The 25,833-nt window shown below is 63.0% G+C and carries 19 protein-coding genes, 1 pseudogene and 1 riboswitch; of the genes and pseudogenes, 8 read left to right on the top strand and 12 right to left on the bottom strand.

Annotated features, from left to right (window positions below):
* Positions 1-56 precede the first annotated feature (56 nt).
* From AC3WVQ_RS02655 to AC3WVQ_RS02640, 4 genes are all read right to left on the bottom strand, one after another.
* Positions 57-2,273: a methyl-accepting chemotaxis protein gene (locus AC3WVQ_RS02655; protein ID WP_110818494.1), complete on the bottom strand. Its 2,217-nt coding sequence runs from the start codon at positions 2,271-2,273 to the stop codon at positions 57-59.
* A gap of 300 nt (positions 2,274-2,573) precedes the next feature.
* The gene (gene mcpU / locus AC3WVQ_RS02650; protein WP_110818495.1) at positions 2,574-4,673 is read right to left on the bottom strand and encodes a methyl-accepting chemotaxis protein McpU; all 2,100 of its coding nucleotides are present in this window, start codon (positions 4,671-4,673) and stop codon (positions 2,574-2,576) included.
* A 357-nt stretch (positions 4,674-5,030) separates the two neighbouring features.
* Entirely contained in the window at positions 5,031-5,783 is a 753-nt protein-coding gene (locus tag AC3WVQ_RS02645) for a crotonase/enoyl-CoA hydratase family protein (RefSeq protein WP_090294827.1), read from the bottom strand.
* An 11-nt stretch (positions 5,784-5,794) separates the two neighbouring features.
* Entirely contained in the window at positions 5,795-7,576 is a 1,782-nt protein-coding gene (locus AC3WVQ_RS02640; RefSeq protein WP_090294829.1) for an acyl-CoA dehydrogenase family protein, read from the bottom strand.
* Between the two features lie 289 nt (positions 7,577-7,865).
* Between AC3WVQ_RS02640 and AC3WVQ_RS02635 the strand changes: the two genes are divergently transcribed.
* The gene (locus AC3WVQ_RS02635; protein WP_090294830.1) at positions 7,866-8,855 is read left to right on the top strand and encodes a transporter; all 990 of its coding nucleotides are present in this window, start codon (positions 7,866-7,868) and stop codon (positions 8,853-8,855) included.
* 76 nt (positions 8,856-8,931) lie between these two features.
* A complete protein-coding gene (locus tag AC3WVQ_RS02630; RefSeq protein ID WP_090294832.1) occupies positions 8,932-9,366 on the top strand; it encodes a VOC family protein in 435 nt (144 codons plus the stop codon).
* A gap of 131 nt (positions 9,367-9,497) precedes the next feature.
* Here AC3WVQ_RS02630 and AC3WVQ_RS02625 read toward each other — a convergent pair whose 3' ends face one another.
* Both AC3WVQ_RS02625 and AC3WVQ_RS02620 read right to left on the bottom strand, forming a co-directional pair.
* The gene (locus AC3WVQ_RS02625; RefSeq protein ID WP_034801454.1) at positions 9,498-9,926 is read right to left on the bottom strand and encodes a BA14K family protein; all 429 of its coding nucleotides are present in this window, start codon (positions 9,924-9,926) and stop codon (positions 9,498-9,500) included.
* 83 nt (positions 9,927-10,009) lie between these two features.
* Positions 10,010-10,264, bottom strand: coding sequence for a hypothetical protein (locus AC3WVQ_RS02620; RefSeq protein WP_143034205.1), 255 nt, complete (start codon positions 10,262-10,264; stop codon positions 10,010-10,012).
* 78 nt (positions 10,265-10,342) lie between these two features.
* Between AC3WVQ_RS02620 and AC3WVQ_RS02615 the strand changes: the two are divergent.
* Positions 10,343-11,380 (top strand): annotated as a pseudogene (locus AC3WVQ_RS02615) (glycoside hydrolase family 25 protein); the annotation flags it as partial.
* A 222-nt stretch (positions 11,381-11,602) separates the two neighbouring features.
* Here AC3WVQ_RS02615 and AC3WVQ_RS02610 read toward each other — a convergent pair.
* Both AC3WVQ_RS02610 and AC3WVQ_RS02605 read right to left on the bottom strand, forming a co-directional pair.
* On the bottom strand, positions 11,603-12,697 hold the full coding sequence (locus AC3WVQ_RS02610; RefSeq protein WP_034801131.1) for an FAD-binding oxidoreductase: 1,095 nt from the start codon (positions 12,695-12,697) through the stop codon (positions 11,603-11,605).
* Position 12,698: 1 nt separating this feature from the next.
* On the bottom strand, positions 12,699-13,943 hold the full coding sequence (locus AC3WVQ_RS02605) for an aromatic ring-hydroxylating oxygenase subunit alpha (protein WP_110818496.1): 1,245 nt from the start codon (positions 13,941-13,943) through the stop codon (positions 12,699-12,701).
* Between the two features lie 104 nt (positions 13,944-14,047).
* A riboswitch (cobalamin riboswitch) is annotated at positions 14,048-14,248 on the bottom strand.
* Positions 14,249-14,565: 317 nt separating this feature from the next.
* On the opposite strand from AC3WVQ_RS02605, the gene AC3WVQ_RS02600 reads away from it, so the two are divergent.
* The 3 genes from AC3WVQ_RS02600 (at position 14,566) to AC3WVQ_RS02590 (ending at position 17,795) form a co-directional block, all read left to right on the top strand.
* The gene (locus AC3WVQ_RS02600) at positions 14,566-15,165 is read left to right on the top strand and encodes a DUF6656 family protein (protein ID WP_034801127.1); all 600 of its coding nucleotides are present in this window, start codon (positions 14,566-14,568) and stop codon (positions 15,163-15,165) included.
* Between the two features lie 77 nt (positions 15,166-15,242).
* The gene (locus tag AC3WVQ_RS02595) at positions 15,243-16,217 is read left to right on the top strand and encodes an L-threonylcarbamoyladenylate synthase (RefSeq protein ID WP_090294836.1); all 975 of its coding nucleotides are present in this window, start codon (positions 15,243-15,245) and stop codon (positions 16,215-16,217) included.
* A 144-nt stretch (positions 16,218-16,361) separates the two neighbouring features.
* Positions 16,362-17,795, top strand: coding sequence for an FAD-binding oxidoreductase (locus AC3WVQ_RS02590; protein WP_060516349.1), 1,434 nt, complete (start codon positions 16,362-16,364; stop codon positions 17,793-17,795).
* A gap of 69 nt (positions 17,796-17,864) precedes the next feature.
* Here the strand turns inward: AC3WVQ_RS02590 and AC3WVQ_RS02585 are convergent, their stop codons facing one another.
* Entirely contained in the window at positions 17,865-20,339 is a 2,475-nt protein-coding gene (locus AC3WVQ_RS02585) for a DUF1217 domain-containing protein (RefSeq protein WP_034801120.1), read from the bottom strand.
* A 343-nt stretch (positions 20,340-20,682) separates the two neighbouring features.
* On the opposite strand from AC3WVQ_RS02585, the gene AC3WVQ_RS02580 reads away from it, so the two are divergent.
* Positions 20,683-21,249 (top strand): DUF6101 family protein, encoded by a 567-nt coding sequence (locus AC3WVQ_RS02580; RefSeq protein ID WP_034801118.1) that lies wholly within the window; start codon positions 20,683-20,685, stop codon positions 21,247-21,249.
* Between the two features lie 401 nt (positions 21,250-21,650).
* On the opposite strand, the gene ubiA is transcribed toward AC3WVQ_RS02580, so the two are convergent.
* From ubiA to AC3WVQ_RS02565, 3 genes are all read right to left on the bottom strand, one after another.
* Positions 21,651-22,610, bottom strand: coding sequence for a 4-hydroxybenzoate octaprenyltransferase (gene ubiA / locus AC3WVQ_RS02575; RefSeq protein WP_090294838.1), 960 nt, complete (start codon positions 22,608-22,610; stop codon positions 21,651-21,653).
* Between the two features lie 74 nt (positions 22,611-22,684).
* The gene (locus tag AC3WVQ_RS02570; protein ID WP_051659573.1) at positions 22,685-23,491 is read right to left on the bottom strand and encodes a MipA/OmpV family protein; all 807 of its coding nucleotides are present in this window, start codon (positions 23,489-23,491) and stop codon (positions 22,685-22,687) included.
* 170 nt (positions 23,492-23,661) lie between these two features.
* Entirely contained in the window at positions 23,662-24,477 is an 816-nt protein-coding gene (locus tag AC3WVQ_RS02565) for an AraC family transcriptional regulator (protein ID WP_034801113.1), read from the bottom strand.
* Positions 24,478-24,586: 109 nt separating this feature from the next.
* On the opposite strand from AC3WVQ_RS02565, the gene AC3WVQ_RS02560 reads away from it, so the two are divergent.
* Positions 24,587-25,783 (top strand): MFS transporter, encoded by a 1,197-nt coding sequence (locus AC3WVQ_RS02560; protein WP_060516356.1) that lies wholly within the window; start codon positions 24,587-24,589, stop codon positions 25,781-25,783.
* Positions 25,784-25,833 lie beyond the last annotated feature (50 nt).

The following is a 25,833-nucleotide window of genomic DNA, read 5'->3' as shown; positions in this document are numbered from 1 at the left end:
GCTATCCTCTTGTTTTTGCACTCGTCTTAGCATGACTCGCGGACGCCGATCCGTCGTCACGCCGCGCGGCGGCGGTATCCACCCCCACCTGCGTAAGAGCCCTGCCCTTCTCCGAGGTTGAACTGGGCGAGCAGCGCATTGAGCGAGGCTGCTTCCGACGCCAGGCCATGGCTTGCCGCCGTCTGTTCCTCGACCATGGCCGCGTTCTGTTGCGTGCCCTGGTCCATGGTGTTTACGGCCGTGTTGATCTCCTGAAGACCGGTCGACTGCTCGCGCGTCGCGGTCACGATCGCGCTCACATGCTTGTTGATCTCATGAACTTCGGCAACGATCGTCTCCAGTGCCTTGCCGGTATCGCCGACCAGCGTGACACCGTTTCGAACCTGGTTTCCCGAGGTCGTGATCAGCGCCTTGATCTCCTTGGCGGCCTGTGCCGAGCGCTGGGCGAGTTCACGCACTTCCTGGGCGACGACCGCAAAACCCTTGCCGGCTTCACCGGCACGGGCCGCCTCGACGCCGGCATTCAGCGCGAGCAAGTTGGTCTGGAAGGCGATGTCGTCGATGACGCCGATGATGTTGGAGATCTCGCCCGAGGACTTCTCGATCGCATGCATCGCATCTACGGCGTTGGCAACGACTTCGCCGGACTTCTCAGCGCCGGCACGAGTACGGGCGACCAGCGCACCAACCTCTTCGGCGCGGCGAGCCGAGTCCTTGACCGTCGTGGTGATCTCCTCGAGTGCCGCGGCGGTCTCTTCGACCGAGGCTGCCTGCTGTTCTGTGCGGCGGGCGAGATCGTCGGCGGCCGAGCGGATTTCCGTCGCGCCGGCATCAATGCCGCGGGCATTGGCACCGACGGCGCAGAGCGTGTCGTGCAGCTTGGCGACCGAATTGTTGAAGTCGGCTCTGAGACTGTCGAGGCGATCGGCGAAGGGGTTGTCGATGCGGTAGGCGAGATCGCCTTCGGCCAGACGGCCAAGGCCCATCGCGAGACCGTTTACAGCTTGCTGGATTTCGGCCGCATCGCGCGCCTTCTGCGCTTCGCGTTCCAGACGTTCGCGTTCTGACAGCGAGCGGTTCGCATCCGCCTCGCTTTCGAGCTGCATCTTGGCGATCGTCGCATCACGCAGGACACGCAGCGACCGGGCGAGATCGCCGATCTCATCCTTGCGCTCGGCCTCGGAGAGGTCGACGTCGGTCTCGCCAGCGGCGATCTGGCCGGTGACGCCGATGACATTGGCGACGCGCTTGCGGAAGCGGCTTGCCAGTGTCCAACCGACGATGATCATGATCGCGGCGGCAACGGCAATGACGGCGATCGAAATCATCGCGAGATGCGAAAGGCCGGCAAAGACCGTGGCTTCGGGCACCGAGACCACGACGTACCATTCGGTGTCGGGCAGCAGGTTGACCGGTACGGCGACGGCCAGATGCCCGCTGCCATCCGTGTGCTTCAGCGCGAAGGCCTGGCCGGTGTGGCTCAGGAGGTCACCCCACCCCTCACCCGCGAGAGGCGTGTCTTTCAGCACCTTGCCGAGGACCTTGGCATCCGGATGGCTGATGATGCTGCCATCCTTGCTGAGCAATGAGACGAAACCGGTGCCGAAGGGCTTCAGTTTGGCGAGTTCGGTCGAGAGTTCGCCGAGCGCCATGTCGACGCCGACCACACCGATGAAGGCGCCGTCCTTCTTCAGCGGCACCATGATCGAGGTCATCAGCACGTCCTTGCCGTTGATCGGGTAGACATAGGGCTCGGTGACCATGTCGAGGCCGGTCTTCTTCGGGATCTGGTAGTAGTCGCCGGGACCCGGCTTGTCATAATCGGCCAGCGCCTCGTGGATCACCTTGTCGCCGGAGCGCGCGATATAGGGAACGAAGCGGCCGGTCGCGTCATGGCCGGGCTTGCCGACGAATTCGGCGTCCTTGCCGTCGAAGGCGTTCGGCTCCCAGCCGGTGCTCATGCCGACGGCAAGCGGATTGTCGACAATCCAGCGTTTCATCAGGGTTTCGATTTCGGCGCGCGACGGCTCGCCGGTGCCCTTTACCGCATAGAGCGCGGAGCGGATGTTGTTTGCGAGCGTCTTTGCCTCGGCAAACTTCGTCTCGACGCTGCGCGCGCTTGCGGATGCGGCATTGGTCATTTCGGCGATGCTGCGCTCGCGCAATTGCTGATAGGAGAGCCAGAAGACGACGGCGGCGGTGACCATGGAGGTCAACAGGCCGGTCATCACGATGGCGAACATGTTTCTTGCCGTTGCAGTCTTTAGGATCACCGTATGTCTCCCCTCGCGCCTCCGCCGTTGCGGTCGTGCGCGGCCAAATCATCGATTGCGTGACGGGCACGCTGAGCATTGGGACAGGTGTCTGGGGCACATCGCGATGATGAATGCTGGAGGCGACGTGCGGGCGAAGTCATTTCGCGGCGAAGAAACGGTATGCGCGAGCGCTTTATCAAAGCTTAAGAAACAAGGGGATGACTCGCGATCCTGCAGTGAAAAGCGAGAATCCTGATGCACTGCGCAAAGAAAAGGCCCGGTCTCCCGGGCCTTTTGCTTCTCAAATGTCGGCGAGGACTAGGCTGCCCGGCGGCGGTGGCTGGTCGCTGCCGCGTATACGCTCTGCGTATCGCCGAGGTTAAACTGGGCCAGCAGTGCGTTGAGCGAGGCTGCTTCCGACGCCAAACCATGGCTTGCCGCCGTCTGTTCCTCGACCATGGCCGCGTTCTGTTGCGTGCCCTGATCCATGGTGTTGACCGCCGTGTTGATCTCCTGGAGGCCCGTCGACTGCTCGCGCGTCGCGGTCACGATCGCGCTCACGTGCTTGTTGATCTCCTGGACTTCGGCGACGATCGTCTCCAGTGCCTTGCCGGTATCGCCGACCAAGGTCACGCCGTTGCGGACCTGGTTGCCGGAGGTGGTGATCAGTGCCTTGATCTCCTTGGCCGCATTGGCCGAGCGCTGGGCGAGTTCACGCACTTCCTGCGCGACGACCGCAAAACCCTTGCCGGCTTCACCGGCACGGGCCGCCTCGACGCCGGCATTCAGCGCGAGCAAGTTGGTCTGGAAGGCGATGTCGTCGATGACGCCGATGATGTTGGAGATCTCGCCCGAGGACTTCTCGATCGCATGCATCGCATCTACGGCGTTGGCAACGACTTCGCCGGACTTCTCAGCGCCGGCACGAGTACGGGCGACCAGCGCACCAACCTCTTCGGCGCGGCGAGCCGAGTCCTTGACCGTCGTGGTGATCTCCTCGAGTGCCGCGGCGGTCTCTTCGACCGAGGCTGCCTGCTGTTCTGTGCGGCGGGCGAGATCGTCGGCGGCCGAGCGGATTTCCGTCGCGCCGGCATCAATGCCGCGGGCATTGGCACCGACGGCGCAGAGCGTGTCGTGCAGCTTGGCGACCGAGTTGTTGAAGTCGGCGCGCAGGCGATCGAGACGATCGGCAAAGGGATTGTCTATGCGATAGGCCAGATCGCCGTCAGCAAGACGGCCGAGGCCGGTTGCCAGACCATCGACAGCCTGCTGCACTTCGGCAGCATCGCGCGCCTTCTGCGCTTCGCGTTCCAGTCGCTCGCGTTCCGACAGCGAACGGTTCGCATCCGCTTCGCTTTCGAGGCGGGCGCGCTCGACTGCATTGGCCTTGAAGACGGCGACGGCGGCGGCCATCGAGCCGATCTGGTCGGTCCGCTCTTCGCCGGGGATTGCAACGTTGTGGTTACCCGAAGCGAGCTTCTCCATCGCGCTGGTCATGTCCGTAACCGGGCGGATGACGAGGCGGTTGAGGAAGGTCGCGAGGAAGACGAGCATCACGCCGACCGCAAGGATCGTGGCGATGGTCGCGGCAATGCGGAACTGATCGATCGCCGAATAGGCGGCGTCGGCGTCGATGACGAAGCCGACATACCATTCGACTGAGGGCAGGCCCTGGACCGGAACGAAGCTCACCAGCATCGGCTTGCCGTCGAGCTCGGTGTTCATGATACCGGAGCCGATTGCCGGTGTGTCGATCGGGAAGGCATCGGCGAGCGACTTGGTGACCAGCTTGGCATCGGGATGAACCAGGATCTGGCCGTCCTTGCTGGCGAGGAAGGCAAAGCCTTCACCGCCGACATCGACGCCCTTGATCATCGTCACCAGGGTATCGAGCGAGAAGTCGCTGGCGGCAACGCCATAGAGCTTGCCGTCGCGCTTGACCGGAACGGCGGCGCTGATGATCAGCGCGCCGCTGGACGCGTCGACATAGGGTTCGGTCAGCACGCGAGCGTCAGCCTTGATGGCCTGCTGGTACCAGGGGCGCTGACGCGGGTCATAGCCTGCCGGCATCGGATTGTCGGGCCAGGTGATGAACTTGCCGCTTTCGTTGCCAACATAGGTCGACATGAATTCGCTGGTGAGAACGTCGTTCTTCAGGATCGGCTGGACCCCACCGTCATCCGCGACGTTGCCGGTGGCATCAGCCACCATCGCCGTCAGCGTGACGCGGCCGTTCAGCCACTTGGCGACGCTCTGCGCGGCCTGGGTGCCGGAGGAGGCAATGTTCTCCTCGACGGCCTTGGTGGTCGTGTCGCGCTGCAGGCTGTCAATGTAAACGGAAAAGCCGGCGAAAGCGCCGACGACGACACAGGACGCGGCAACGAGAATGCGCGTCATGAGGTTCGATCGCTTGGACAAGGTGGGCTCCCAATGGGTGCCGGCGGCGACCGCCGGACATGAGCTCTTGATGATTTTCGCGCAGCATCCCTCGTCCGTCCGTGAAGACGGCGCGCAGAGGCTGACGGGAAAACGTTGAACATGCCCGAAGGCGGGGCCAGCCCTGCTTCATGCGGCTGGGGCCATCCCAAAATAGGGATGGGCCTATCGCGCAGGACGCTAGCGACCGGTATTTAAGAACAAATTAAAATTGATCTATTCAAGTTCGCGATGGCGGCGGCAACGGGATCTTTACCGCCGGACGGGTAAGAGCTTGCCCCCGAATGCAAAACGGGTGCACAGCGGCACCCGTCTCACCCATCACAAATCCAAACTGGTTTAGCGGCGCATGAACGCCTCGAAGGCGGCCCGCGCCTCGGCACTCTTCAATTGCGCGGCGAAGTGCTTCGCCTCTTCGTCGATACGCGCCAGCACGTCGCTGCGGTCGCCACGGACGAGATCGCGGGCGATGCGAAGCGCCTCCGGCGGCTTCTTGGCGAGCCGGCCAGCAAGCGCCAGGGTTTCGCTCTCGACCGCGTCCGCGCCGACAATCTTCCAGATAAGTCCCGCGTCCACGGCCTCGCCTGCGGTGAGCGGTTCGCCGGCGGCAAGCAGCGCGAAGGCCCGCTGGTGACCCATGATGCGCGGCGCGATCAGGCTGGAGGCCGCTTCCGGCACCAGCGCCAGGTCGACGAAGGGCGTCTTGAAGACCGAGCGCTCGGACGCAATCGTCAGGTCGCAATGCAGATGGATCGTCGTGCCGATGCCGATCGCGAGACCGTCGACGCCCGAAACGACAGGCTTCGTTGCGGTCGCGAGTGCCTTCAGGAACTCGATCACCTCTATGCCCATGGAACCGCCCATGGCGAAGGCGAGGAAGTCGGCCATGTCGTTGCCGGCGGAGAAGCAACCATCGGTGCCGAGAAAGGCGGTGGCGCGCACGGCCGGATCGCTAGAAGCGACCGTCAGCGCATTGGTCATCTTCGCGTACATGTCGCGCGTGATGGCGTTTTTCTTTTCCGGCCGGTTGAAGCGGATCACCTGGACGCCGGGGTGGGCTTCCGGCCGTTCGATGAGCACGTGGTCGGTCATGATGGGTCCTTTCAGGCCAGAACAGCGCGAGCGACGGCGAGGCTGTCGGCACCGTTGACGACACGGTCTTTCAGTGCGGCAGTCTCGGCCAGCAGGTTTTCGGCGGTGAAGCGGCAGAGCGCAATGCGCTGATCGTCCTTGCCATCGCTGACTTCCGCCAGACCACCCTTTGCGAGATAGGCGCCGGTCAGCGCCAGGCCGAAGAGCCGCTGGTAGGCGGTGGCGCCGGCGAGTGCTTCTGTGAGCTTGCCGCCGGCAACCGCCGCAATCAGCCACTCGGTCGCGGCCGAAAGATCGTCCAGCGCCGCATCGAGGCGTGCAGCCGTCTCGCCAAAACCGTCGCGGTTCGAGGCACGAACTGCCGCGGCGATCTCGCGCAACTCGGCAATGAAGCCACGCACGTGGCCGCCATCGGAAAGCGGCAGCTTGCGGGTGACGAGGTCGATCGCCTGGATGCCGTTGGTACCCTCGTAGATCGGCGCGATGCGGGCGTCGCGCAGATAGCGGGCAGCACCCGTTTCCTCGATAAAGCCCATGCCACCATGCACCTGGATACCCATCGAGGCGACATCGACGCCGGCGTCGGTCGAGAAGGACTTGGCGATCGGCGTCAGCAGGCTGGAGCGTTCCTGCCAGAACTTCGCCTTTTCGCCTTCGGCTGCATGCCCCATGTCGACGGCGTGGGCGCAGGCGTAGGAAATCGCGCGCGAGCCCTGCGTCAGCGCCTTCATCGTCAGGAGCATGCGGGCAACATCCGGGTGCTCGATGATCGGGCTCATGCCCTGCCCCGTCCAGCCAGGCGCCTTACCCTGAGTGCGCTCCTTGGCAAAGGCGATCGCCTTCTGCGTCGCGGCGTCGGCAATGGCCACACCCTGCATGCCGACGGCCAGGCGGGCGTTGTTCATCATCGTGAACATGCAGGCGAGGCCGCGGTTCTCCTCGCCGATCAGATAGCCGATCGCGCCCTTTTCAGCGCCGAACTTGCCGTCGCCATAGATCATCGTGCAGGTCGGCGACCCATGGATGCCGAGCTTGTGTTCGAGCGAATGGCAGAAGAGATCGTTGCGCTCGCCGAGCGAACCGTCCGCGTTGACCAGGAATTTCGGCACGAGGAACAGCGAGATGCCGCGGGTGCCGGCCGGCGCGTCCGGAAGGCGCGCCAGCACCAGATGGACGATGTTGTCGGTGAAGTCGTGTTCGCCCCAGGTGATGAAGATCTTCTGGCCGAAGATGCGGTAGGTGCCGTCGTCGCGGCGCTCAGCGCGGGCCTTGAGCACACCGAGGTCGGAGCCGGCATGCGGCTCGGTCAAGTTCATCGTGCCGGTCCATTCGCCGGAGACCATCTTCGGCAGATAGGTCGCCTTGAGCTCATCGGAACCGTGCTTTTCCAGCGCCTCGACGGCGCCCATGGTGAGCGTCGGGCCAAGCGCGAAGGCCATGGAGCCGGCGTTCCACATTTCCATGGCGGCGACGTGCAGCATATGCGGCAGGTTCTGGCCGCCGAAATCTTCCGGGGCCGTCAGCCCGTTCCAGCCGCCGGCGATCCAGTTGTGGTAGAGATCGCGCCAACCGTCTGGGGTCTCGACCTTGCCTTCGACGAGGCGCGAACCCTGCTTGTCGCCGATGTCGCCAAGCGGCGCCACCTCTTCCGTCGCGAACCGACCGGCCTCCGAAAGGATGGCATCGACCAGGTCTTCACCGAGATCACCCAGCGCGCCCGATTGCAGTGCATCGCCCATGCCTGCCACGTGCTTCAGCGTGAATGCGATCTCGTCGACGGGTGCCTTGTACATGATGATCCTCCCAGATAGCCAGGTCGCGCCGGGCGCGGCCTCGTGCGCCGAACACTATTGATTTTTACGTAAACGTCAACGTCAATTGCCGTCGGCTTCCCGAACATCGGGCTACGGCCGCCCGTAACAAAACTGTCATCAACGGCGCATAGAAGCCAAGACAGATAGTGCCGCGCGTCGTCGCTGGACGCGCGACTGTCACTTTAGCACTTTGAATGGCTGCGTGTTCCTCCCTCCCGTTGCCAACGATGGATCGGAACAGGCGGCGGACCCTGGACAAGGCGTTCAGATGAACCTGATTTCCACCGAAATACCCGGCATCGTCTGGGCCTATCGTTTCCTGCCGGGTGAAAGCCGCTGCCAGCGGATCGCCACCGACGCCTCGATCGACAGCCTGCTATCCGGGGAAGGATGGGTGTGGGTTCACCTCGCGCTCTCGGACGCGCGAACGCCTGCGCTCATCGAGCGGATCGGCAACCTGCCGCCGCTCGCAATCGCCACGCTGACGAGCCACGACACCCAGGCGGCCATCACCGTTTCGGACGATATCGTGCACGGCACGCTCGTCGATTTCGAGCGCACCTTCGACGCGGTGACGAAGACGATCGGCTGGCTGCATTTCGCCGTGAGCGACCGCATCATCATCACCACCCGCCTGCATCCTTTGCGCAGCATCGACCGCGTCAAGGCAGCGGTGGAAAAGAGCACGAAATGCGCACGGCCGATCGACCTCTTCGAGATGATCGTCGTCGAATTCCAGCGCACGCTGATCTCGCTGGTTCTGGAACTGACCGAGGATCTGAACGTCATCGAGGACCATGTTTATGGCGAGGCCGGGCATCGGCAGCAGCCGGGGCTTGCGCCGCTGCGGCGCACGGTGGTGCGGCTGCATCGGCACCTTCGCACGATCCTCGCCTTGCTCAGGCGGGCGGGCGCATCGGATGAGGACGAGGTACCGCCCGGGTTCATCGACGCCGCCGAGCGGCTTTCCGACCGGCTCGAAGCGGTCGACCGCGACGTCTTCGCACTGCAGGAACGCGCGCGTCTGCTGCATGAAGAGATCGACAGCAAGATCTCGTCGGAGACCAATCGGCATCTTTACATCCTGTCGCTGATGACCGCCTTCCTCCTGCCGCCGACGCTCGTCACCGGCTTCTTCGGCATGAACACCGGGGCGCTGCCCTTCGCCGACGGCACCGGCACGCTCTATGCGGCGTTGTTCATCGCACTCTCCATGGGCTTTGCCTGGTGGATTCTCCGGCGGATCGGCATTCTCTGAGACGCGGTTCGGAACCCTCCCCAGGCGTTCGGTGTTGTTTGGAGCGACGTCCCCGTAGACCGTGGAGATTGGAAACATGGCGCTCAAGCGAATGGACAACATAGGCATCGTCGTCGAAGACCTCGAAGAGACGGTCGATTTCTTCCGCGAACTTGGCCTTGAGCTCGAAGGGCGGGCGACGATCGACGGGGAATGGGCCGGGCGTGTCACCGGGCTCGGCGATCAGCATGTCGAAATTGCCATGATGCGCACGCCGGATGGCCACAGCAGGCTCGAGCTTTCCCGTTTCCTCGCGCCACCGGTCGTCGCCGATCACCGCACTGCCCCGGTCAATGCGCTTGGCTACCTCCGAGTCATGTTCGCGGTCGACGACGTCGACGAGACGGTTGAGCGGCTCCGCAAACGCGGCGCGCAGTTGGTCGGCGAAGTGGTCCAGTATAAGGACGCCTATCGGCTTTGCTATATCCGCGGTCCCGAGGGCCTGCTCATCGGGCTCGCCCAAGAACTTTAGCCACTGCAGGACAAGTTTTCGCCAGGCACGGCGCGATCATCGGCCAGGCCCATCGCTCGCAGTTATGGCGGCCTCATGTGATCCCAGGCGAAAAAGGGCCAGGAGCGGAAGCGCCCGGCCCTGCCTACCCTTTAACCATAGGGCGAATAGCACTGGCGGCGCGGGCCGCCATAGGGCTGATAGGTATTGTCGTAGGCCCGGTATGAGCGGTAGCGGTCGTAGCACCACTGCACATGGCGGCTGCCATAGACGGGGGCAGGACGCGTGTAGCGCGGCGGCTGGGCGATCGCTCCACCGATAATCACTCCGGTGCCGAAGGCTGCCATCGGATACCACCAGCCATTGTAGTAGCGATAGCCAGGGCGGCGGTAGTTATAACCGCGGTAGCCGTTGTAGTAGTAATAGCCGCCACGACGCTCCATGCCCGGTCGGCGATACTGGACGTTCTGTGCATCGCTCTGCCGCTCAAGGCGCGGCGGTGTCGGCGTGAAGGCCTGCGACGGGGCGGCCGACGTCGCCAGCACAGCCACCGCAACGGCCACGGAAAACCACCGGCTCATCCCGGACTTCAGCACGTTCTTCATAAAATCCCTCCATCACCGAACGCATTTTGCGCGGCCCGGTTTCGGGTTGCCGCGGCATTTCAACCTTTCCATGATTTCACCCGGACCGAGGCCGATACGGGGATGTCCCTCAGCCGGGAAATCCGAAATCGACCGATAACGCATAAGTCACCGGTTTTGTTCCATCTTCCGCCTCCTGCGGGATCAGGTGGCGCGGCCAGCACCCGTTGCTGCAGCAAGGCATTGCCGCATCGTCGACCAACGCCTTCCCGGCTGATCGTCAGATCGCGAACATGAAAGCAATTGCTTATATACAGCCACAGGTCGGTATACATTCGCGCGTCGCTCCCGCACAGTCCGCTCGGGGGCTGGGATTTACGATGCGTTAACGATACTGTCGGCAATCTCAGAGAATGGCAAAGCGGTGTATCTCCACGACAGGGATGATTCTGCGCCTCGCGACCTTCATCGGTCTGGCTTTCGCGGCGGCGATCGCACGCGCCGGTGAAATGGAGCCCTGGAAGACCAAGTCGAATGCCATCATCGTCGACGCCTATGAGATGAACAGCATCGACTGGGAAACGATGCTTGGCGACAAGCGCGTTTCCGGTTTCATCGCCAAGGCCTCCGACGGCCTGCCCGAAAGCTTCTCCTGCACCGGCGACCACAACGGCGACACCTTCAACCACTGCAAGACCATGTGGCGCAAATACGCCGTCAGCCGCGAGCTCTACCAGACCCGCCGGATGATTGCCCGTTCGCACGGGCTGCTGTGGGGTGCCTACCATCTTGCCCGCCCGGGCAATCCCGTCGACCAGGCGAACCATTTCCTCGATTACGCCGATCCGCGCGACGACGAGCTGATGGTGCTCGATCTCGAGGGCATCGATCCGGACAAGTACATGTCGCTGGAGGACGCCGCCATCTTCGCCGGGCACATCAAGACCCGGACCGGGCGCTACCCGATCCTCTATACCAACCACATCACCGCCAAATACATCGCCGCGCACCGGGCCAAACACCGGCTGCTGTCGCGCCTGCCGCTCTGGTACGCCCGTTACAAACCGGATATCCGCCAGGTTTTCCCGATGGGCAACTGGGACAGTTACGCGCTGTGGCAGTTCTCCTCGGGCATCAACTGCGGCAAGCGCCGCTGCCCCTACCGCGTGCCGGGAACGCTTGACGACATCGACGTGAATGTGGCGGCAATGTCGCCGCCGGCGCTGAAAGCGATCTGGGCACAGGGCGCCTTGCTGCCGGAAAAGCCACTGCCGCTGATGCTCGTCGCCCAAGCCGAGCGGGGAACGGGCATGCTGGCGGTGGCAAGGGCGACTGCGATGTTTAGCGAGCCGCTGCTCGTGAGCCGCGCCGACGCTACGAGCGGCGCCGGCAGCGGCGTCGACATGTTGGTGACCGGCTCGATCGATTTCGCCCGCCAGGAACGTGCCCTGCAGGTGGCGATCGCCGGCAATGATGCCGCCCAGGGCGCATGCTCCAAGACGGAGGCCGGCACCGACGCCCCGGCAAGCGTTTCCGCCAATCCGATCCCCTGCAACGCGCCCTAAAGCCTCTCGCTTGAAAAAGCATTCACGCGACAGGCACTAAGCGCTTGTTGTTATGCATGTCGTTGCCGCAAAACCGCTGCACACTTTTGCGCGACATCATTAAAGCCTTCAAGCTTCGATCTGGACGTCTCCGAGCGGTCGCGAGCAGCAGGCGAGGATGTAGCCCTCATCGATCTCGTCGTCGAGAATGCCGCCATTGTGGCTCATATCCACCTCGCCTGAGACCTTCATCACCCGGCAGGTGCCGCAGATGCCGCCTTCGCAGGCAGCGCCGATGCGCACGCCGTTGGCGCGCGCCGCCTGCAGGATCGTCTGGCCGGGCTTGGCCTCGATCTCCTTGCCGCTCATGGTGAAGGCGATCTTGGCGGCCTGGACCTCGCCCTCGTCACCGGCGCCGGCGCGCACGGCAATCTCTTCCGCCGCAGGTGCGGCGGCCGGCTGGAAGCTCTCCTCGTGGTAGCGGCCCATGTCGAAACCGGCCGATTTCAGCATCTCGCGCACGCCGCGCATGAACGGTTCGGGGCCGCAGCAGAAAACGGTGCGGTCCATGAAATCGGGCGCAAGCAGCGGCAGCTTGGCGCCATCAATGCGGCCGCGAAGCCCGTGCCAGCCGTGGCGTGCCTCATGTCCCTCGACGATGAAGCCGAGGTTCAGCCCGGACATCTGCGTCGCCAGAACCTCCAGCTCCGAACGGAACAGCAGGTCCTCCGGACGACGCGCGCAGGAGATGAAGGTCACATCCGTCTCCGGCACGCAGTCCGCCATCCAGCGCGTCATCGACATCATCGGCGTGATGCCGGAGCCGGCCGAGATAAACAGGTATTTGTCGCCGGGATGGCGGACGAAGCTGAAATCGCCAAGCGGGCCAAAGGCGCGGAGTTTCATTCCGGGCTTCAGGTGCTCGAACATCCAGCGGGTGCCGATGCTGTCTGACTGCGCCTTGACGGTCACGGCGATCGACAGCGGCCGCGAGGGCGTCGACGACAGGGTGTAGGTGCGCATCACTGGCTCGTCGGCGACGGGCAGTTCGAGGGTCACGAATTGCCCGGGCAGATAGCGAAACCAGGCGGGCTTTTCGGCCCGGAAGGTGAAGGTCATGACATCGGCGGTCTCGACGACCGCCGATGTGCATTCGAGCATCTGCTGCCGGTCGATCCAGACGTGGAGCGCGTCGAAATGGTGAAACGAAGAGGCCATCTGCATGTCAGGCGACCCTTGAAAGCGGAGCCGCGTCGCCGGCAAGGCGCTGCTCCATGAACTTGCAGTACCACTCGACGAACTGCATCACGCCACCCTCGTGCTCGGGCGAATAGGGACCGGGCTCATAGGCCGGTGAGCGGATGCCGAAGGCATTTTCCTCGACGATCTGACGGTCCTGGTCGTTGGTCTCGGTCCAGACATGCGTCAGTTCATCTAGATTGTAGTCGACGCCTTCGACCGCATCCTTGTTGACGAGCCACTTCGTCGTCACCTGAGTCAGTTCGGGCCCGAGCGGCAGCACCCGGAAGGTGATGGCGTGGTCGGCGAGCACATGGTTCCAGGTGGTGGGATAGTGGAACATCAAGAGCGTGCCGATCTGGCTCTGGGAGACGTCGGCGGACAGGGCCCGCCTGACGGCGCGGGCGCCCGACATGGTGTAGCTTTCGGCATTGTCGACAAGCGGCATGCGGGCGGCGCGGAACTGACCGGTCGGCGACATCTTAAATTCGCTCGGCAGGCCCTCGGCCTCGCACTTCGCCCAATGTTCGGCGATCACAGGATCATCCTTGGCGCCCTGCACCCCGGTCGCCGTCGGCGCCTCAGGATAGGTGCGGCAGAGTTCCGGATGATTGGCGGCGCAATGGTAGCATTCGCGGTTGTTTTCCCAGACGAGCTTCCAGTTGCCCTTCTCGATGATGGTGCTTTCGAACGCGACCTTGGTTTCGCCGAGCCGATGCGGCGCAAGATAGGGCAAGGCCATGTCGCGGAACGTCGTGAAATCCATCGGCTTTTCCGACAGGTTGATGAAGATGTAGCCGCCGACCGTTTCGCAATGGATCGGCTTCAGACTGTGGGCGGCCTTGTCGAAATCCTCTCCCATCTGCCGGGCAAAGAGCAGCGAGCCGTCGAGTTCGTAGGTCCACTGGTGATAGGGACAGACAAGCTTTGCCGACGAGCCTTTCGCCTGCGTGCAGACGCGCGAGCCGCGGTGGCGGCAGGAATTGTGCAGCGCCCGGATGGCGCCCTGGCGGTCGCGGGTGATGACAACGGGGTAGTCGCCGACCTGGACGGTGAAGTAATTGCCGGCCCGCGGGATCTCGCAGTCATGGCCGATAAACAGCCAATCCTTGTACCAGATGTTTTCCAGATCCTGCCTGTAGTAGTCGGGATCGATGTAAAAGGCCCGGTCGAGGCTGTAGCCGTCCTGCCTGCCCTTCAGCTTTCGAAGCATATCGTTTCTGGTGTCCATGTCCTGTCCTCATGCGCCATGTTTCGGAGAGGCAGGACAGGAACCCGCACGGGCGCACGCCCATGCGTTTGAGGCTCCGATCCGGCTGCCCGCCGCAACCCGTTACGGTTATGTCCGTCAAGGCTGGTTTCCGGGCTCAGGAGCCGTCCTTTCGGACCTGCCCGGCGCCTTCCCGGACGAACCGTCCAGTGGCCTTTGCCGAGGTTTTCGCTCCACCACCGTTGCGGGGGCAGCGCCGGGATTTGACCGGCTTCCCAATTCTCCATCTTCCCTTCGAAGACGGCACCTTGAGTAAGGATATGTAATCGCGGAAGTCACCTTGGCAGCTGCCCGATAGCGACATCCAATTCCAGAATGACGACACGGAAAAAACCGCCACAAAAGGCCACCGTCTTAGAATTTTTACATTGCAAACATATAGATAGATCACATCTTGGGCAATTGCCGACTTTTGCGGCGCGGTCGGCGCAGATGCGGGAGGGCTTCGCCCGTTTGCGACATCGCGTCAGATAGAGAACGCTAATGATGCAGCCAGGACGAAATCATTCATTAACCATGAGCCGCTAGCCTAGCCGGCGGACGAGAGAGGTCCTGCAGGCAGGCAGATGGCGCGCTGACGATCATGGCAAAGTTGAGATACTACGACGCGACAGCCGAGAAGCTGCCGACAATCCCGCCGAAGGTGGCGGTTCATACCGAATTCCTGCGCACGGGCCGGATCAACCGCAGGCAATGGTTGCCGAGCGAACGCCGGTATTTGAGCTATGAGGAAGTCGCAGACAGGACGGGCAAGAAGCTCAGCACCGCCGGCGACACGACCCATAAGCGGATCAACGGGTTCCACAACTCGATCCAGTTCCCGAAGATGATCTTCCACCGCACGCTCGTCGGCCGGCCGCATCTCGGCTACTGTCACGTGACGGCGGCGCGTACGCCGGTTACTCCCTCCAAGGACATCACCTGGTCCTTCTACTTCGCCAACTTCTTCTGCAACCTGGGCGACGAGACGCATTTTTTCGAGAGTATCCAGCCCGGCTATTCACGCATGTACTTCGCCGTCGCCATCGAACCGGGCGCCCAAGCCGGGCAAATGGTCATCAACCGCAACTTTCGTGACAACGGGCTGCTGTTTCGCACAGATGATCCCAAGGTCGCGCTGAAAAACGTACTGATGCTTGGCGCCAAGGATGACGCGTTGCGTCGCATCATTCGCAGCCTCTGAGCCGAACCGGTTCCTTCAAAGAAAATCGTTCTGTTTTTCCGGTGCGTCCGTTAAGGAAGCGTCGGAAAGGAAACGGCATGGCTGAGATCATCGACACGGATAGAGAACCGGACCGCGCGATCGCGCGCGCCTGCGCCGTTCTTGCCGAAGGCGAGCCGGTCGCCATTCCGACCGAGACGGTCTACGGCCTTGCCGCCGACGCTACCAATCCCGATGCGATCAGTCGCATCTACGAGATGAAGGGGCGCCCGCGCTTCAATCCGCTGATCTCGCATGTTTCCGACATGGCGATGGCCGAAGCCCATGTGCATTTCGATCCGATTTCGAGGCAGCTGGCCGAAGCCTTCTGGCCCGGCCCGCTGACGCTGATCCTTCGGCAGCGCGCCGACAGCACGGTTCATGCGCTGGCGTCCGCCGGCCTCGACACGCTCGGCATCCGCATGCCCGACGGTTTCTCGCGCCGGGTAATCGCTCACTTCGGGCGACCACTGGCCGCGCCCAGTGCCAATACGTCGGGCAAAATCAGCCCGACCAGTGCGGTCCATGTGGAAGCCGATCTCGGCGACAAACTGAAGCTGATCCTCGACGCCGGCCAGGCCCAAATCGGCCTTGAGTCGACGATCATCAAGGTCGACGGCGACGAGATCCGGTTGCTTCGGCCGGGTGGCCTCGATGCCGCCGAGATCGAACGCCTGCTTGGCCGTCCGGTGACCCGGCCGGAGACGGCGGGAGCGACGATCGAGGCGCCGGGCATGCTCGCCTCGCACTACGCGCCCGGCGCTGCCGTCCGGCTCGATGCCGCCGAGGTGCATGCCGGCGAAGCCTTGATCCGTTTCGGCGGCAATCGGATCGCCGGCGAAGAGCAGGCGGCCGTCGTTCTCGATCTCAGCCCGACTGGCAATCTGCGCGAAGCCGCCGCCAATCTCTTCGACTATATGAAGCGGGCGGATGCCAGCGGCGCAGAGACCATCGCCTTCGGGCCGATCCCTTCGGACGGGTTGGGGGAAGCCATCATCGACCGGTTACAACGGGCGGCGGCACCACGAGGGTAAGATAGTGTGCGGCATCTTCTCCGCACCCACCCTCATCGAACGGCACCAATTGCGGTTATGATCGCCGCCGACCAGGAACCGAGGACCAGATCCTCAGATCGACCGATCCGATAGCGCGCGCAGGCGCAATGCGAAGTGAGGCCCATGACCACCCTTCCCTCTCCCGAACTCATCGCTTCCTTCGCCGAGATCGTCGGCAACACCAACGTGCTGACGGACGAAGCCGACAAGGCGCGCTATCTCGTCGAATCGCGCGGACTTTACCGCGGCACGACGCCGATGGTCCTGCGTCCGGCCAACGTCGACGAGGTCTCGCGCATCATGAAGCTCGCGAGCGCCACCCGCACGGCGATCGTGCCGCAGGGCGGCAACACCGGCCATGTCGCCGGGCAGATCCCGCGGGAGGGCAAGGCAGACATCGTTCTTTCGCTGGAACGGCTGAACCGCATTCGCGACATCGATCCGGTCGGCAATGTCATCGTCGCCGATGCCGGCTGTATCCTCGCCGATATCCAGAAGGCGGCGGACGAGCACAATCGCCTGTTCCCACTGTCGCTCGGCTCGGAAGGTTCAGCCCGCATCGGCGGCAATCTCTCCACCAATGCAGGCGGCACCGCCGTGCTTGCCTATGGCAATATGCGCCAGCTCTGCCTCGGCCTCGAAGTGGTGCTGCCGACCGGCGAAATCTGGGACGGGCTGCGCCGGTTGAAGAAGGACAATACCGGTTACGACCTGCGCGATCTCTTCATCGGTGCCGAGGGCACGCTCGGCGTGATCACCGGCGCCGTGCTCAAGCTTTTCCCGAAGCCGCTCGGGCATCAGGTCGCCTTTGCCGGAGTCGGCAGCGTCGAGCATGCGCTCGCTCTGTTCGAAAAGGCGTCCAGCCTTTGCGGGCCGGCGTTGACCGGCTTCGAGCTGATGCCGCGGCTCGGCGTCGAATTCACCACCAAGCACATCCCCGGCGTTCGTGATCCGATGGAAACGGTCCATCCCTGGTACGCGCTGATCGATATCTCGACGTCCGATAGCGCCGAAAGCGCGGAACGGATGGTGCAGGACCTGCTGGAGCAGGGATATGCGGCCGGCCTCGTCGAGAATGCAGTGATTGCCGCCAACGAGACACAGGCGAAGGCGCTGTGGCACATGCGCGAGAGCATGTCGCCGGCACAAAAGCCCGAGGGCGGCTCGATCAAGCACGATGTCTCCGTGCCCGTCTCCAGCATTCCGGCCTTCATGAAGGAGGCGGATGCCGCCGTCGTGAAAGCGATCCCCGGCGCCCGCATCTGCTCCTTCGGCCACATGGGCGACGGCAACATCCATTACAACATTTCGCAGCCAGTCGGCGCCGACAAGCAGGCCTTCCTCGACCGCTGGCGCGAAATCAACGCCATCGTCCACGGCATCGTTCTGAGCTACAACGGCTCGATCTCCGCCGAGCACGGCATCGGCCAGTTGAAGCGCGACGAACTCGCCGAGGTCCGGGCGCCGATCGAAATCGAGCTGATGCAACGCATCAAGCACGCGTTCGATCCTGCAGGTATCATGAACCCCGATAAAGTGCTGCGCGCCGACGGTTGACGACGCGCCGTTTCGCGCGGTGCGCGGCGATGCAACAACAGTCTTGGGCTGACCGTCAGACGGCGTGCGTCAGCGGCCGCCTGCGCGCAATTGCGAGAGCGACAGCAAGGTCTCGGCACTGACGCCAGCGCTGCCGCCGCCAGTCAGAATCGCGAGACCGGGCGATACATCCTGGTTGTTCTCGACGTCGTAGAGCGCCGTGAAGCGTTGCAGAAGCTTCTCAAGCTGACCCGGCTGCTGCAGTTCCTTGATGTTGACGGTGCGCTCGATAAAGGCCGCCTGGGCCTCAATCTTGGCGTTCTGCAAGCCCTCCGGCATGCTGTAGGCGGTCTTGATGACCTCGAACAGGGCGCGATCGGCCAGGATGTCGTAGGCCGTGTTGATGTCCGAGGCCTTGCGCTTGAAATAGAGCGCCAGGCGAATGCCGCCGTTATCGGCGCCCTCCTTCTCTTCGAGCGACTGATTGAGGAAGAGATCAACGGTGGTGACGAGACCGCGGCGGGTCTGGATCTGCCCTGCCTCGCCCCTGACGATCTTGCCGTCCTTGTCGAAGTTGAAGGACGAGACGATCTCGCGATACTTCAGCCCATTCGGGTCGGTGTTGATGAAGCTCTTCGGATCTTCGAGATCCGACGTAAACATACTCCTGAGATAGTCGGACTTGACCGTCTCCGGATCGATACCTGCGCCGACGAGAACCATGTCGACCAGCCGGCGGTTCTTGAGGAAGGCATCCAGCGTTTCGATCTTCGCGATCTCGGAGGTGTAATATTTGGCTTCTTCCTGGGCCTTTTCCTTCGCGATCTTCTTCTCGTCGTCCGTGCCGAAGCGGGACTTGGCGACGATATAGGCCCGCGCCGTATTCATGATGTCGCCGTCGCTCTGGGCGAGTTTTGGTGCGCCGAGAGTCCCGTCCGGATTGAAGTTGAACGCTTTCACGAGCTTGACGTAGCGTTCGTCGCGCAGCGTGTTGACGTAGCTTCTGGGATCGTTGAGATCGCTCGTCAGAATGCGCTTCAGATCACGCTTGCTCAGGCCCTCGTCTTCGAGACCGAAGGCGCTGAGCGTGAACTTCAGTACGCCATTGTCGGCCAGCAGCTTGTCGACCGACTCCATCGAATTGACCAGCAGCTTGAAGCGCTTGACCAAGGCTTCGTCTTCGGCATCGCCCTTGTCATTGTAGCGGACCATGTAGCCGTCGGACGTCTTCTTCAACTGATCGGCGTCCTGCGCCGTCTTGCCGGGCTGCAGCGTGCCGTCGGGCCGGAAGTTGAAGGCTTTGTGCATTTCCTTAAAGGCGGCATTGTACTCGCCGCCCTGCGTGTTGACGTAGCTGTTCGGGTCGTTGATGTCGCTGGTGAGGATGTTTTCGATCGTCGACGGCACGGTCGTCGACGCTTTGAGGCCGAAGGCCGTGACGAGGTAGTTGAACAGCCGGCTGTCGCTGGTCAGCTCGGAGATGCTGGTGACGCCGGCGATCTTGCCTTCGTAATATTCCTTGTTCAACAGTGCCCCGGCGCCGGTCAGGCGCGCGCCGCCGAGCGGCGTTTCGCCCGGTTTCTTGAAGACGTAGATGTTGTTGAGTTCCGTCTTCTTTGCGTCGCTTATCGCCTTTTCGCCGGCCGGCACGCTGCCATCAGCGTTGAAGTTAAAGGTTTCCGCCAACTTGATGTAGGTTTCGAGATTGCGGATGCGCCCGTTCAGCGTGTTCAATTCCTCGCCGAGCGATGCGAGCAGCGCGGGCGCCTGGTCGCGTGGCGGAAGCTTGGCATCGAGATCGGCGACGATCGCGTTGTGCTCGTCGATCTTGGCCTGAATCGCCGGCTTGTCGGCAGCGGGCGCCTCCGCCAGTTCGGACGTCAGCCTGTTAATCTCCCCGAGGGACTTGAGCCGCGTCTGAAGGTCAGTCTGCAGCTTGAGCGCTTCTTCCCGCCTCGTCACAGCGGCCGTGCGGCTTGCGGTCAGAGCGGCAGGGTCGCTGGTCAGCGCGTCGCGGACCTCGGTGTAGTTGAACGTCTTCGGGTCAATATCGAAGACGGTGAAAGCAAACGAACGCAGTCGTTCGTTGCCGAGGAACTTGTCGACATCGGTGACGAGATCCATGGCCGCGCCAAAATAGGCCATCTCTCCGCGCATGGCCGTGTCGAGGCTGGCGATCCGCTCGTTGTAGAGACCGATCAGCGCATCCTGCTGTGCGTTGGTTTGAGCCACCGGCTTCGACGAGCTGAAGCTGAAGGCCTGCGCGAAGTTGCGGTAGCGTTCATCGGTGAGACGGTTGGCAAAGCTGCTTTCGTCCGAAAGATCGCTTTCCAGCACCTTGCGCATGAAGGCCTTGGCATAGGTCATGTCCTCCAGGCCATGCGCTTTCATCGCGTATGAGTAGAGTCGATAGTCGTTCAGAAACTCCTCGACAGTTTTCACGCTGCCGATGTTCTCTTTATAATACTCCGCTTCGCGCGCGATCTGCGGCTGCTGGGCAATGCGGTTGAGGCTGCTCCTCATGTCCCGCGTGATGCGACTGTAGTCGAGATAGGTCGATACCATGCCCTGGCGCCTTGTCGGTTACCCATGGGGACAGGCTGGACCCGAGCCCCGAAACAGAATTCTGACGCGTCATGATTGCAGGACTGGCTTGCGTGTGGCTTTTCCCGGCAGGTCGAACGACGGCAAAGGTGCGCCTGATCCGAACGAATGCGGCCGCGCTGTTGACGAAACGGAAACCCTGACCGGTCGGCTTTTGCTAACCATCGAGAAACGCAAAGTTTTCTTAACCGCGAATTTTAAGTCGTTCGGAAAGGGCGCCGCCTATTCTCCCGCTCATAGAGGACGAAAAGTCCCGACGAGAAGACCGGAAACCGGCTCTCAAGGAAAAACAAGGGCGATTGAAATGCGCAACACACTCTCTCAACCCGCATGGGTCGAAAACACGCTCCGTCTTGATCCGCAGCGCTTTCCACAGCAGGCGAGCTACGCCTTGCGCGGTCACACCGGTAATGTCACGATCAGCCTGGACGAGCGTGGCGCGGTTCTGCGCAAGGTGCTACCATCGAGCGGCCTGCCGCTTTCGATCGCACTGCCGGCGCGCGCATTCAAGGGGGTCGCGGCTCGCGCGATCGATCACGGCGACGGAGACGTTACAGTGACGCTGGAACTTCATCACGACGACCCGGACCTCTGTGTCCCGCTGCTCGTCGCACACGACCTGTCCGACATCGCAGCCGACTGGCGCGCCTGGGCAGAAGCTTATCGCATTCCGATGCTCATGGTCGAAGCGGATGGCGTGGCAAGGCCGCTCGAAGAGCACCTTGGCGACGTGCGCACCGCGCCCGTCAAGCCGCGCCGCCGCCACTCCTTCTTCGCAGAGCGCCGCCCGCGCTTCCTCGTGCGCCGCTCCACCGGCACGCTTGGCGTACACATGAAGATCGACGGGCGCGAGATCATCGCCCGCAGCTGATTGAAGAGCCTACCTCCAGCGCGACAGCCGGCCGTTCCCTGCGGCCGGCTGTCGCGTTTGGCGAGGTCAGATCTGTCGGGACATTTTCTTCGTGCACGCATGCACTGGGGTCGTCGCCGCCTCCCCCGACGATTTACCGAATGTTCCCCCGGAAACAGTTGCGTCGCCTTCTTCGTGCCATATGGGCTGCATAGCCAAGACCACGAAAGAAGGAGAAACCCGATGCGCAAGCACATCGCCTCAGTCGTTGCCGCCGTCCTGTCCAGCTTCCGTGCGCGTCACGAGGCGAGGAAGCGCAAGGCCGCCCGCGACATCAGCTGGGCCTGAGATTTTTGCGGCCCGCAACAGGCGGGCCGACCATGGGGCAATGAAGACGATCCTCCGCCGCAACGGAGGATTTTTCATATCAGGCGCAGGAGAAGCGCCAGCACCAGCCCGGCGAAGACGATCAGACCGACGATGCTGTTGAACTTGAACAGCGCCAGGCACTGTGCAGGATCATGGATGTTCAGGACGAGGATCTGATAGGTCAGCATCGCTGCTGCAATCAGGAGGCCGACATAGGCGACGGCACCGGCGCCGGCTGCGACGAACGACAGAAGGACGAGCAGCGTCGCGATGCCATAAAGGCCGATCAGCCAGGGGCGCGGGTTTTCACCGAAACGCCGCGCCGTCGAGCGCACGCCGATCAGTTCATCGTCCTCCTTGTCCTGGTAAGCGTAGATCGTGTCGTAACCGATCGTCCAGGCGATGGCCGCGCCGTAAAGCAGAACGGCGGCAACCGACAACGTGCCGAATTCGGTCGCCCAGCCCATCAGCGCGCCCCAGGAAAACGCCAATCCCAGAAAGAACTGCGGCCAGTCGGTAAACCGCTTGGCGAAGGGATAGATCGCGACGATCGCCAGCGACAGGATGCCGAGCACGATCGAGAAGGTGTTGAACTGCAGCAGCACGACAAGGCCGACAAGTGCCTGCAGCACCGTGAACACCTTGGCCTGAAGGCGCGAGACACGCCCCGACGGCAGCGGCCGCGAGCGGGTACGGGCAACCTCCATGTCGATGTCGTGATCGACGATATCGTTGTAGGTGCAGCCAGCACCACGCATGGCGATGGCGCCGACAGTGAACAGGAAGCAATGGAACAGGAAGCGGCCGAAGGAGAATTGACCGGCACTCGCCGACACACCCGACGCCAGGGCCACGGACCAGAGGCAAGGCAGCAGCAGCAATTGCCAGCCGATCGGACGGTCCCAGCGGGCAAGCTGCGCATAGGGCCAGAGCGCACGCGGCAGCACGCGATAGACCCAGTTGTTGGACGGCGCGTCCTGAACGCGGCCGGAATCGGCAGAGATTGTGTTCATATCCCTGTTTGACGCCGCAGGCCCGGCCGGTCAAGCGGCGAGATCGCCGCCGACCACGGGAGGAAAACGCCTGATCAGGGAAGCGTGAAGTCGAAGCGGTAGGTGGCCGACAGACCGACGAGAACCTGGTTGCGGCTGCCGCGTTCGCGAACGAGGCTGGAATCGGCCGCCGGGCCAAGCAGGCGCTTGTATTCGGCATAGGCGCTCGTCTCGAGCTTTTCGGTTGCCTGCCAAGTGATCGCAGCACCGACACCGGCCGAGCCGACGCCGCCATGCGGGGTATAGTTGCTGAGACCGGAGGCCGTCGCCTCGCGATCATTCACGCCGTAATAGGCCGTGTAGTAGCCGCTGCTGGCTGCCGACAGGCGCGGGCCGCCGGAAATGCGGACATTGCTGCTGACATCGGCAAAGGCGTCCGCCGCGACATCGGCAACGACGCCGTGGTGACTGCGGATACCCTGGCGGACTTCGGCGCGCACACGCAGCCAGTCGGTCGGGTAGACCTCGGCAAAGCCGCCGGCTTCACCGCCGAACTTGACCGGATCAAGTCCCTTGAGGTCGCTGGACGTGCCGGCATCGCGTTCGAAAATCAGCTTTCCGACGAGACCGGCGCGGAAGCTGCCCTGGTCGACCAGCGCATAGGACATGTTGTCGTTGCGCGAGGAGAAGCGGACCGTGCTGCCGGCCTTGCCGAGCGAGATCAGCGGGGCCGCCTGGAACATGCGCTTGGAAGCGCCTTCGTATTTCGGGCCGTAAAAGCCGGTGGCGCCGACCTTCAGGTACCAGTCACCGGACCAGAAATGTTGGCCGTCACCGGCGGAGGCGGCATTTGCCGACAGCAAAAGGGTTCCAGAAAGGAAAACAAGAGAACGGATACGCAAGAAACAACTCCGGAAGATTCATTCGCCGGGGCGAAATTGGCCGTGCCGTCGGGCCGAAGGAGGGAGTGGGCAGGAACGGCACAGGGCGAGTTATTGGCCCTTGTTCCTACGATTCCGTTAACCAGGTCAATTCAGCTTTCGTTTCCCATGAGCGCCGTAGCTGCCCGCGGTCACTGGCCGAGATAGGTCTTCAGATAGACGCTCGGCGGGCTGCCGAGCATGCGGCGGAACATCGTCGTAAAGGCCGCGACGTTCTCATAACCGGCATCGAGCGCCACATTGATGATCGGCTCGCCGTCGGCCAGAAGCGGCAGCGAGGCGAAGATGCAGGCCTGCTGGCGCCAGGTGACGAAGCTGACGCCCGTCTCGTTGCGAAACAGCCGCGTGAACGAGCGGCGGCTGAGACCCAGCCTGTCGGCCCACTGGTCGATGCTTGCGGCCGCCGACGGCGCCTGCAGGAATTGCCGGCAGAGCGCCGCAAGCTTTTCGTCGCGCGGGAACGGCAGGCCGAGTGGGCGCTCCTGCAGCCGGCCGATTTCCTCCAAAAGCAGATCAGTCACCAGTTGTTCGCGCCGCTCCGACATCGCCTCGTTCTCTACGCTGACGAGCGCATCGACGAGGCTGCCGGCCAGCGGGTTGATTTCCATGACCATCGGCCGCTCGGCGCGCAAAAGGTCCGGCGCGAAATAGATCGAGTGCATGCGCACGTCGCTGATCATCTCGGCCGAATGCTCCACGCCCGCCGGGATCAACAAAGCGTGGCCGGGCGGCACCATCCACCGCCCGCGCTCGGTGCGCATCAGCACGACGCCGCCGCGCGCCCACCACAGCTGGGTCCGGGTGTGTTTGTGAAAAGGCACGAGGAGGCCGGCATTGTAATCCCGTCCGAGCGCGAGCACCGGGGCGTTTCCCGTCTCGACCCAGTCGAGGTTCCGGAAGTGATCGTCATCGGGAAGCTGCGGCAGCGGATATCGGCGGATCGGCATTTGGCCCACTCACGAAAGAAATCGACCAGATCACAAAAGCAGGCCAACCGCAACCTCAGTAGAGATAGGCCACGCCGCACACAACCTTCGAGACGGCAAGGAATCACCCATGTCTACCGTGACTTCAACTTCCGGGATCTCCCCGGAGAAGACGGCTTTCTCCGTCATCCTGGCAGTCAGCTTCTGCCATATGCTGAACGACATCATGCAGTCGCTGCTGACGGCACTCTATCCGCTGCTGAAGGCGAACTACTCGCTCGACTTCGTGCAGATCGGCCTCCTGACCTTTACCTTCCAGCTGACGGCATCGATGCTGCAGCCGGCCGTCGGCATCATCACCGACCGCTGGGCCCTGCCCTATTCCCTGCCGCTTGCCATGCTGTCGACCTGCAGCGGCCTGATCCTGCTCGCAAATGCGCATGATTTCTGGGTCCTTCTGGTTGCTGCCAGCCTGATCGGCGTCGGCTCGGCGATCTTCCATCCGGAGTCCTCCCGCATCGCGCGCCTCGCCTCCGGCGGCCGCCATGGCCTGGCGCAGTCGCTGTTCCAGGTGGGCGGCAATGCCGGCAGCGCCATGGGTCCGCTGCTCGCCGCCTTCATCGTCATCCCCTTCGGCCAGGGCAGCCTCAGCTGGTTCTCGATCGTCGCGATCATCGGCTTCTTCGTGCTCTCCTGGGTCAGCACCTGGTATGTCCGCCATCGCCGCACGACCATGAGCCGCGCTGCGCCGAGCCGGGCGCTGCCTCTGCCGAAGGGCCGGGTGATGTGGGCTGTTGCCGTGCTCGTGCTTTTGACGGCCACCAAGAACGTCTACATGGCGAGCATCTCCAGCTACTTCACCTTCTTCGTCATCGAGAAATTTGGTATCGACGTACAGCAGGCGCAGTTGATGCTGTTCCTGTTCCTGGGCGCTGCCGCAGCCGGGACCTTCCTCGGCGGCCCGATCGGCGACCGCTACGGCGCCCGCTTCGTCATCTGGTTCTCGATCCTCGGCGTCATCCCCTTCGCGCTGATGCTGCCCTATGCGAACCTCTTCTGGACCGGCGTGCTCTCCGTCATCATCGGCCTGATCTTCTCCTCGGCCTTCTCGGCGATCGTCGTCTTCGCCCAGGAGCTGGTTCCCGGTCGCGTCGGACTGATTGCCGGCGTCTTCTTCGGGTTCGCCTTCGGTTTCGGCGGTATGGGCGCTGCCGTACTCGGCATCTTCGCCGACCGGCAGGGCATCGAGTTCGTCTACACGATCTGCTCCTATCTGCCGCTGCTCGGCATCCTGACGATCCTCCTGCCGAAGATCCCGACGCGATAGCCGCTCCGGCAGAAAAAACAGAAAATCGGACAGGGCGCCGCCATGCGGCG

Source organism: Ensifer sp. EB106-05-01-XG146 (assembly GCF_058791875.1).
The sequence above is the reverse complement of the archived record's forward strand: the minus strand, read 5'-3'. Positions and strand labels throughout refer to the sequence as shown.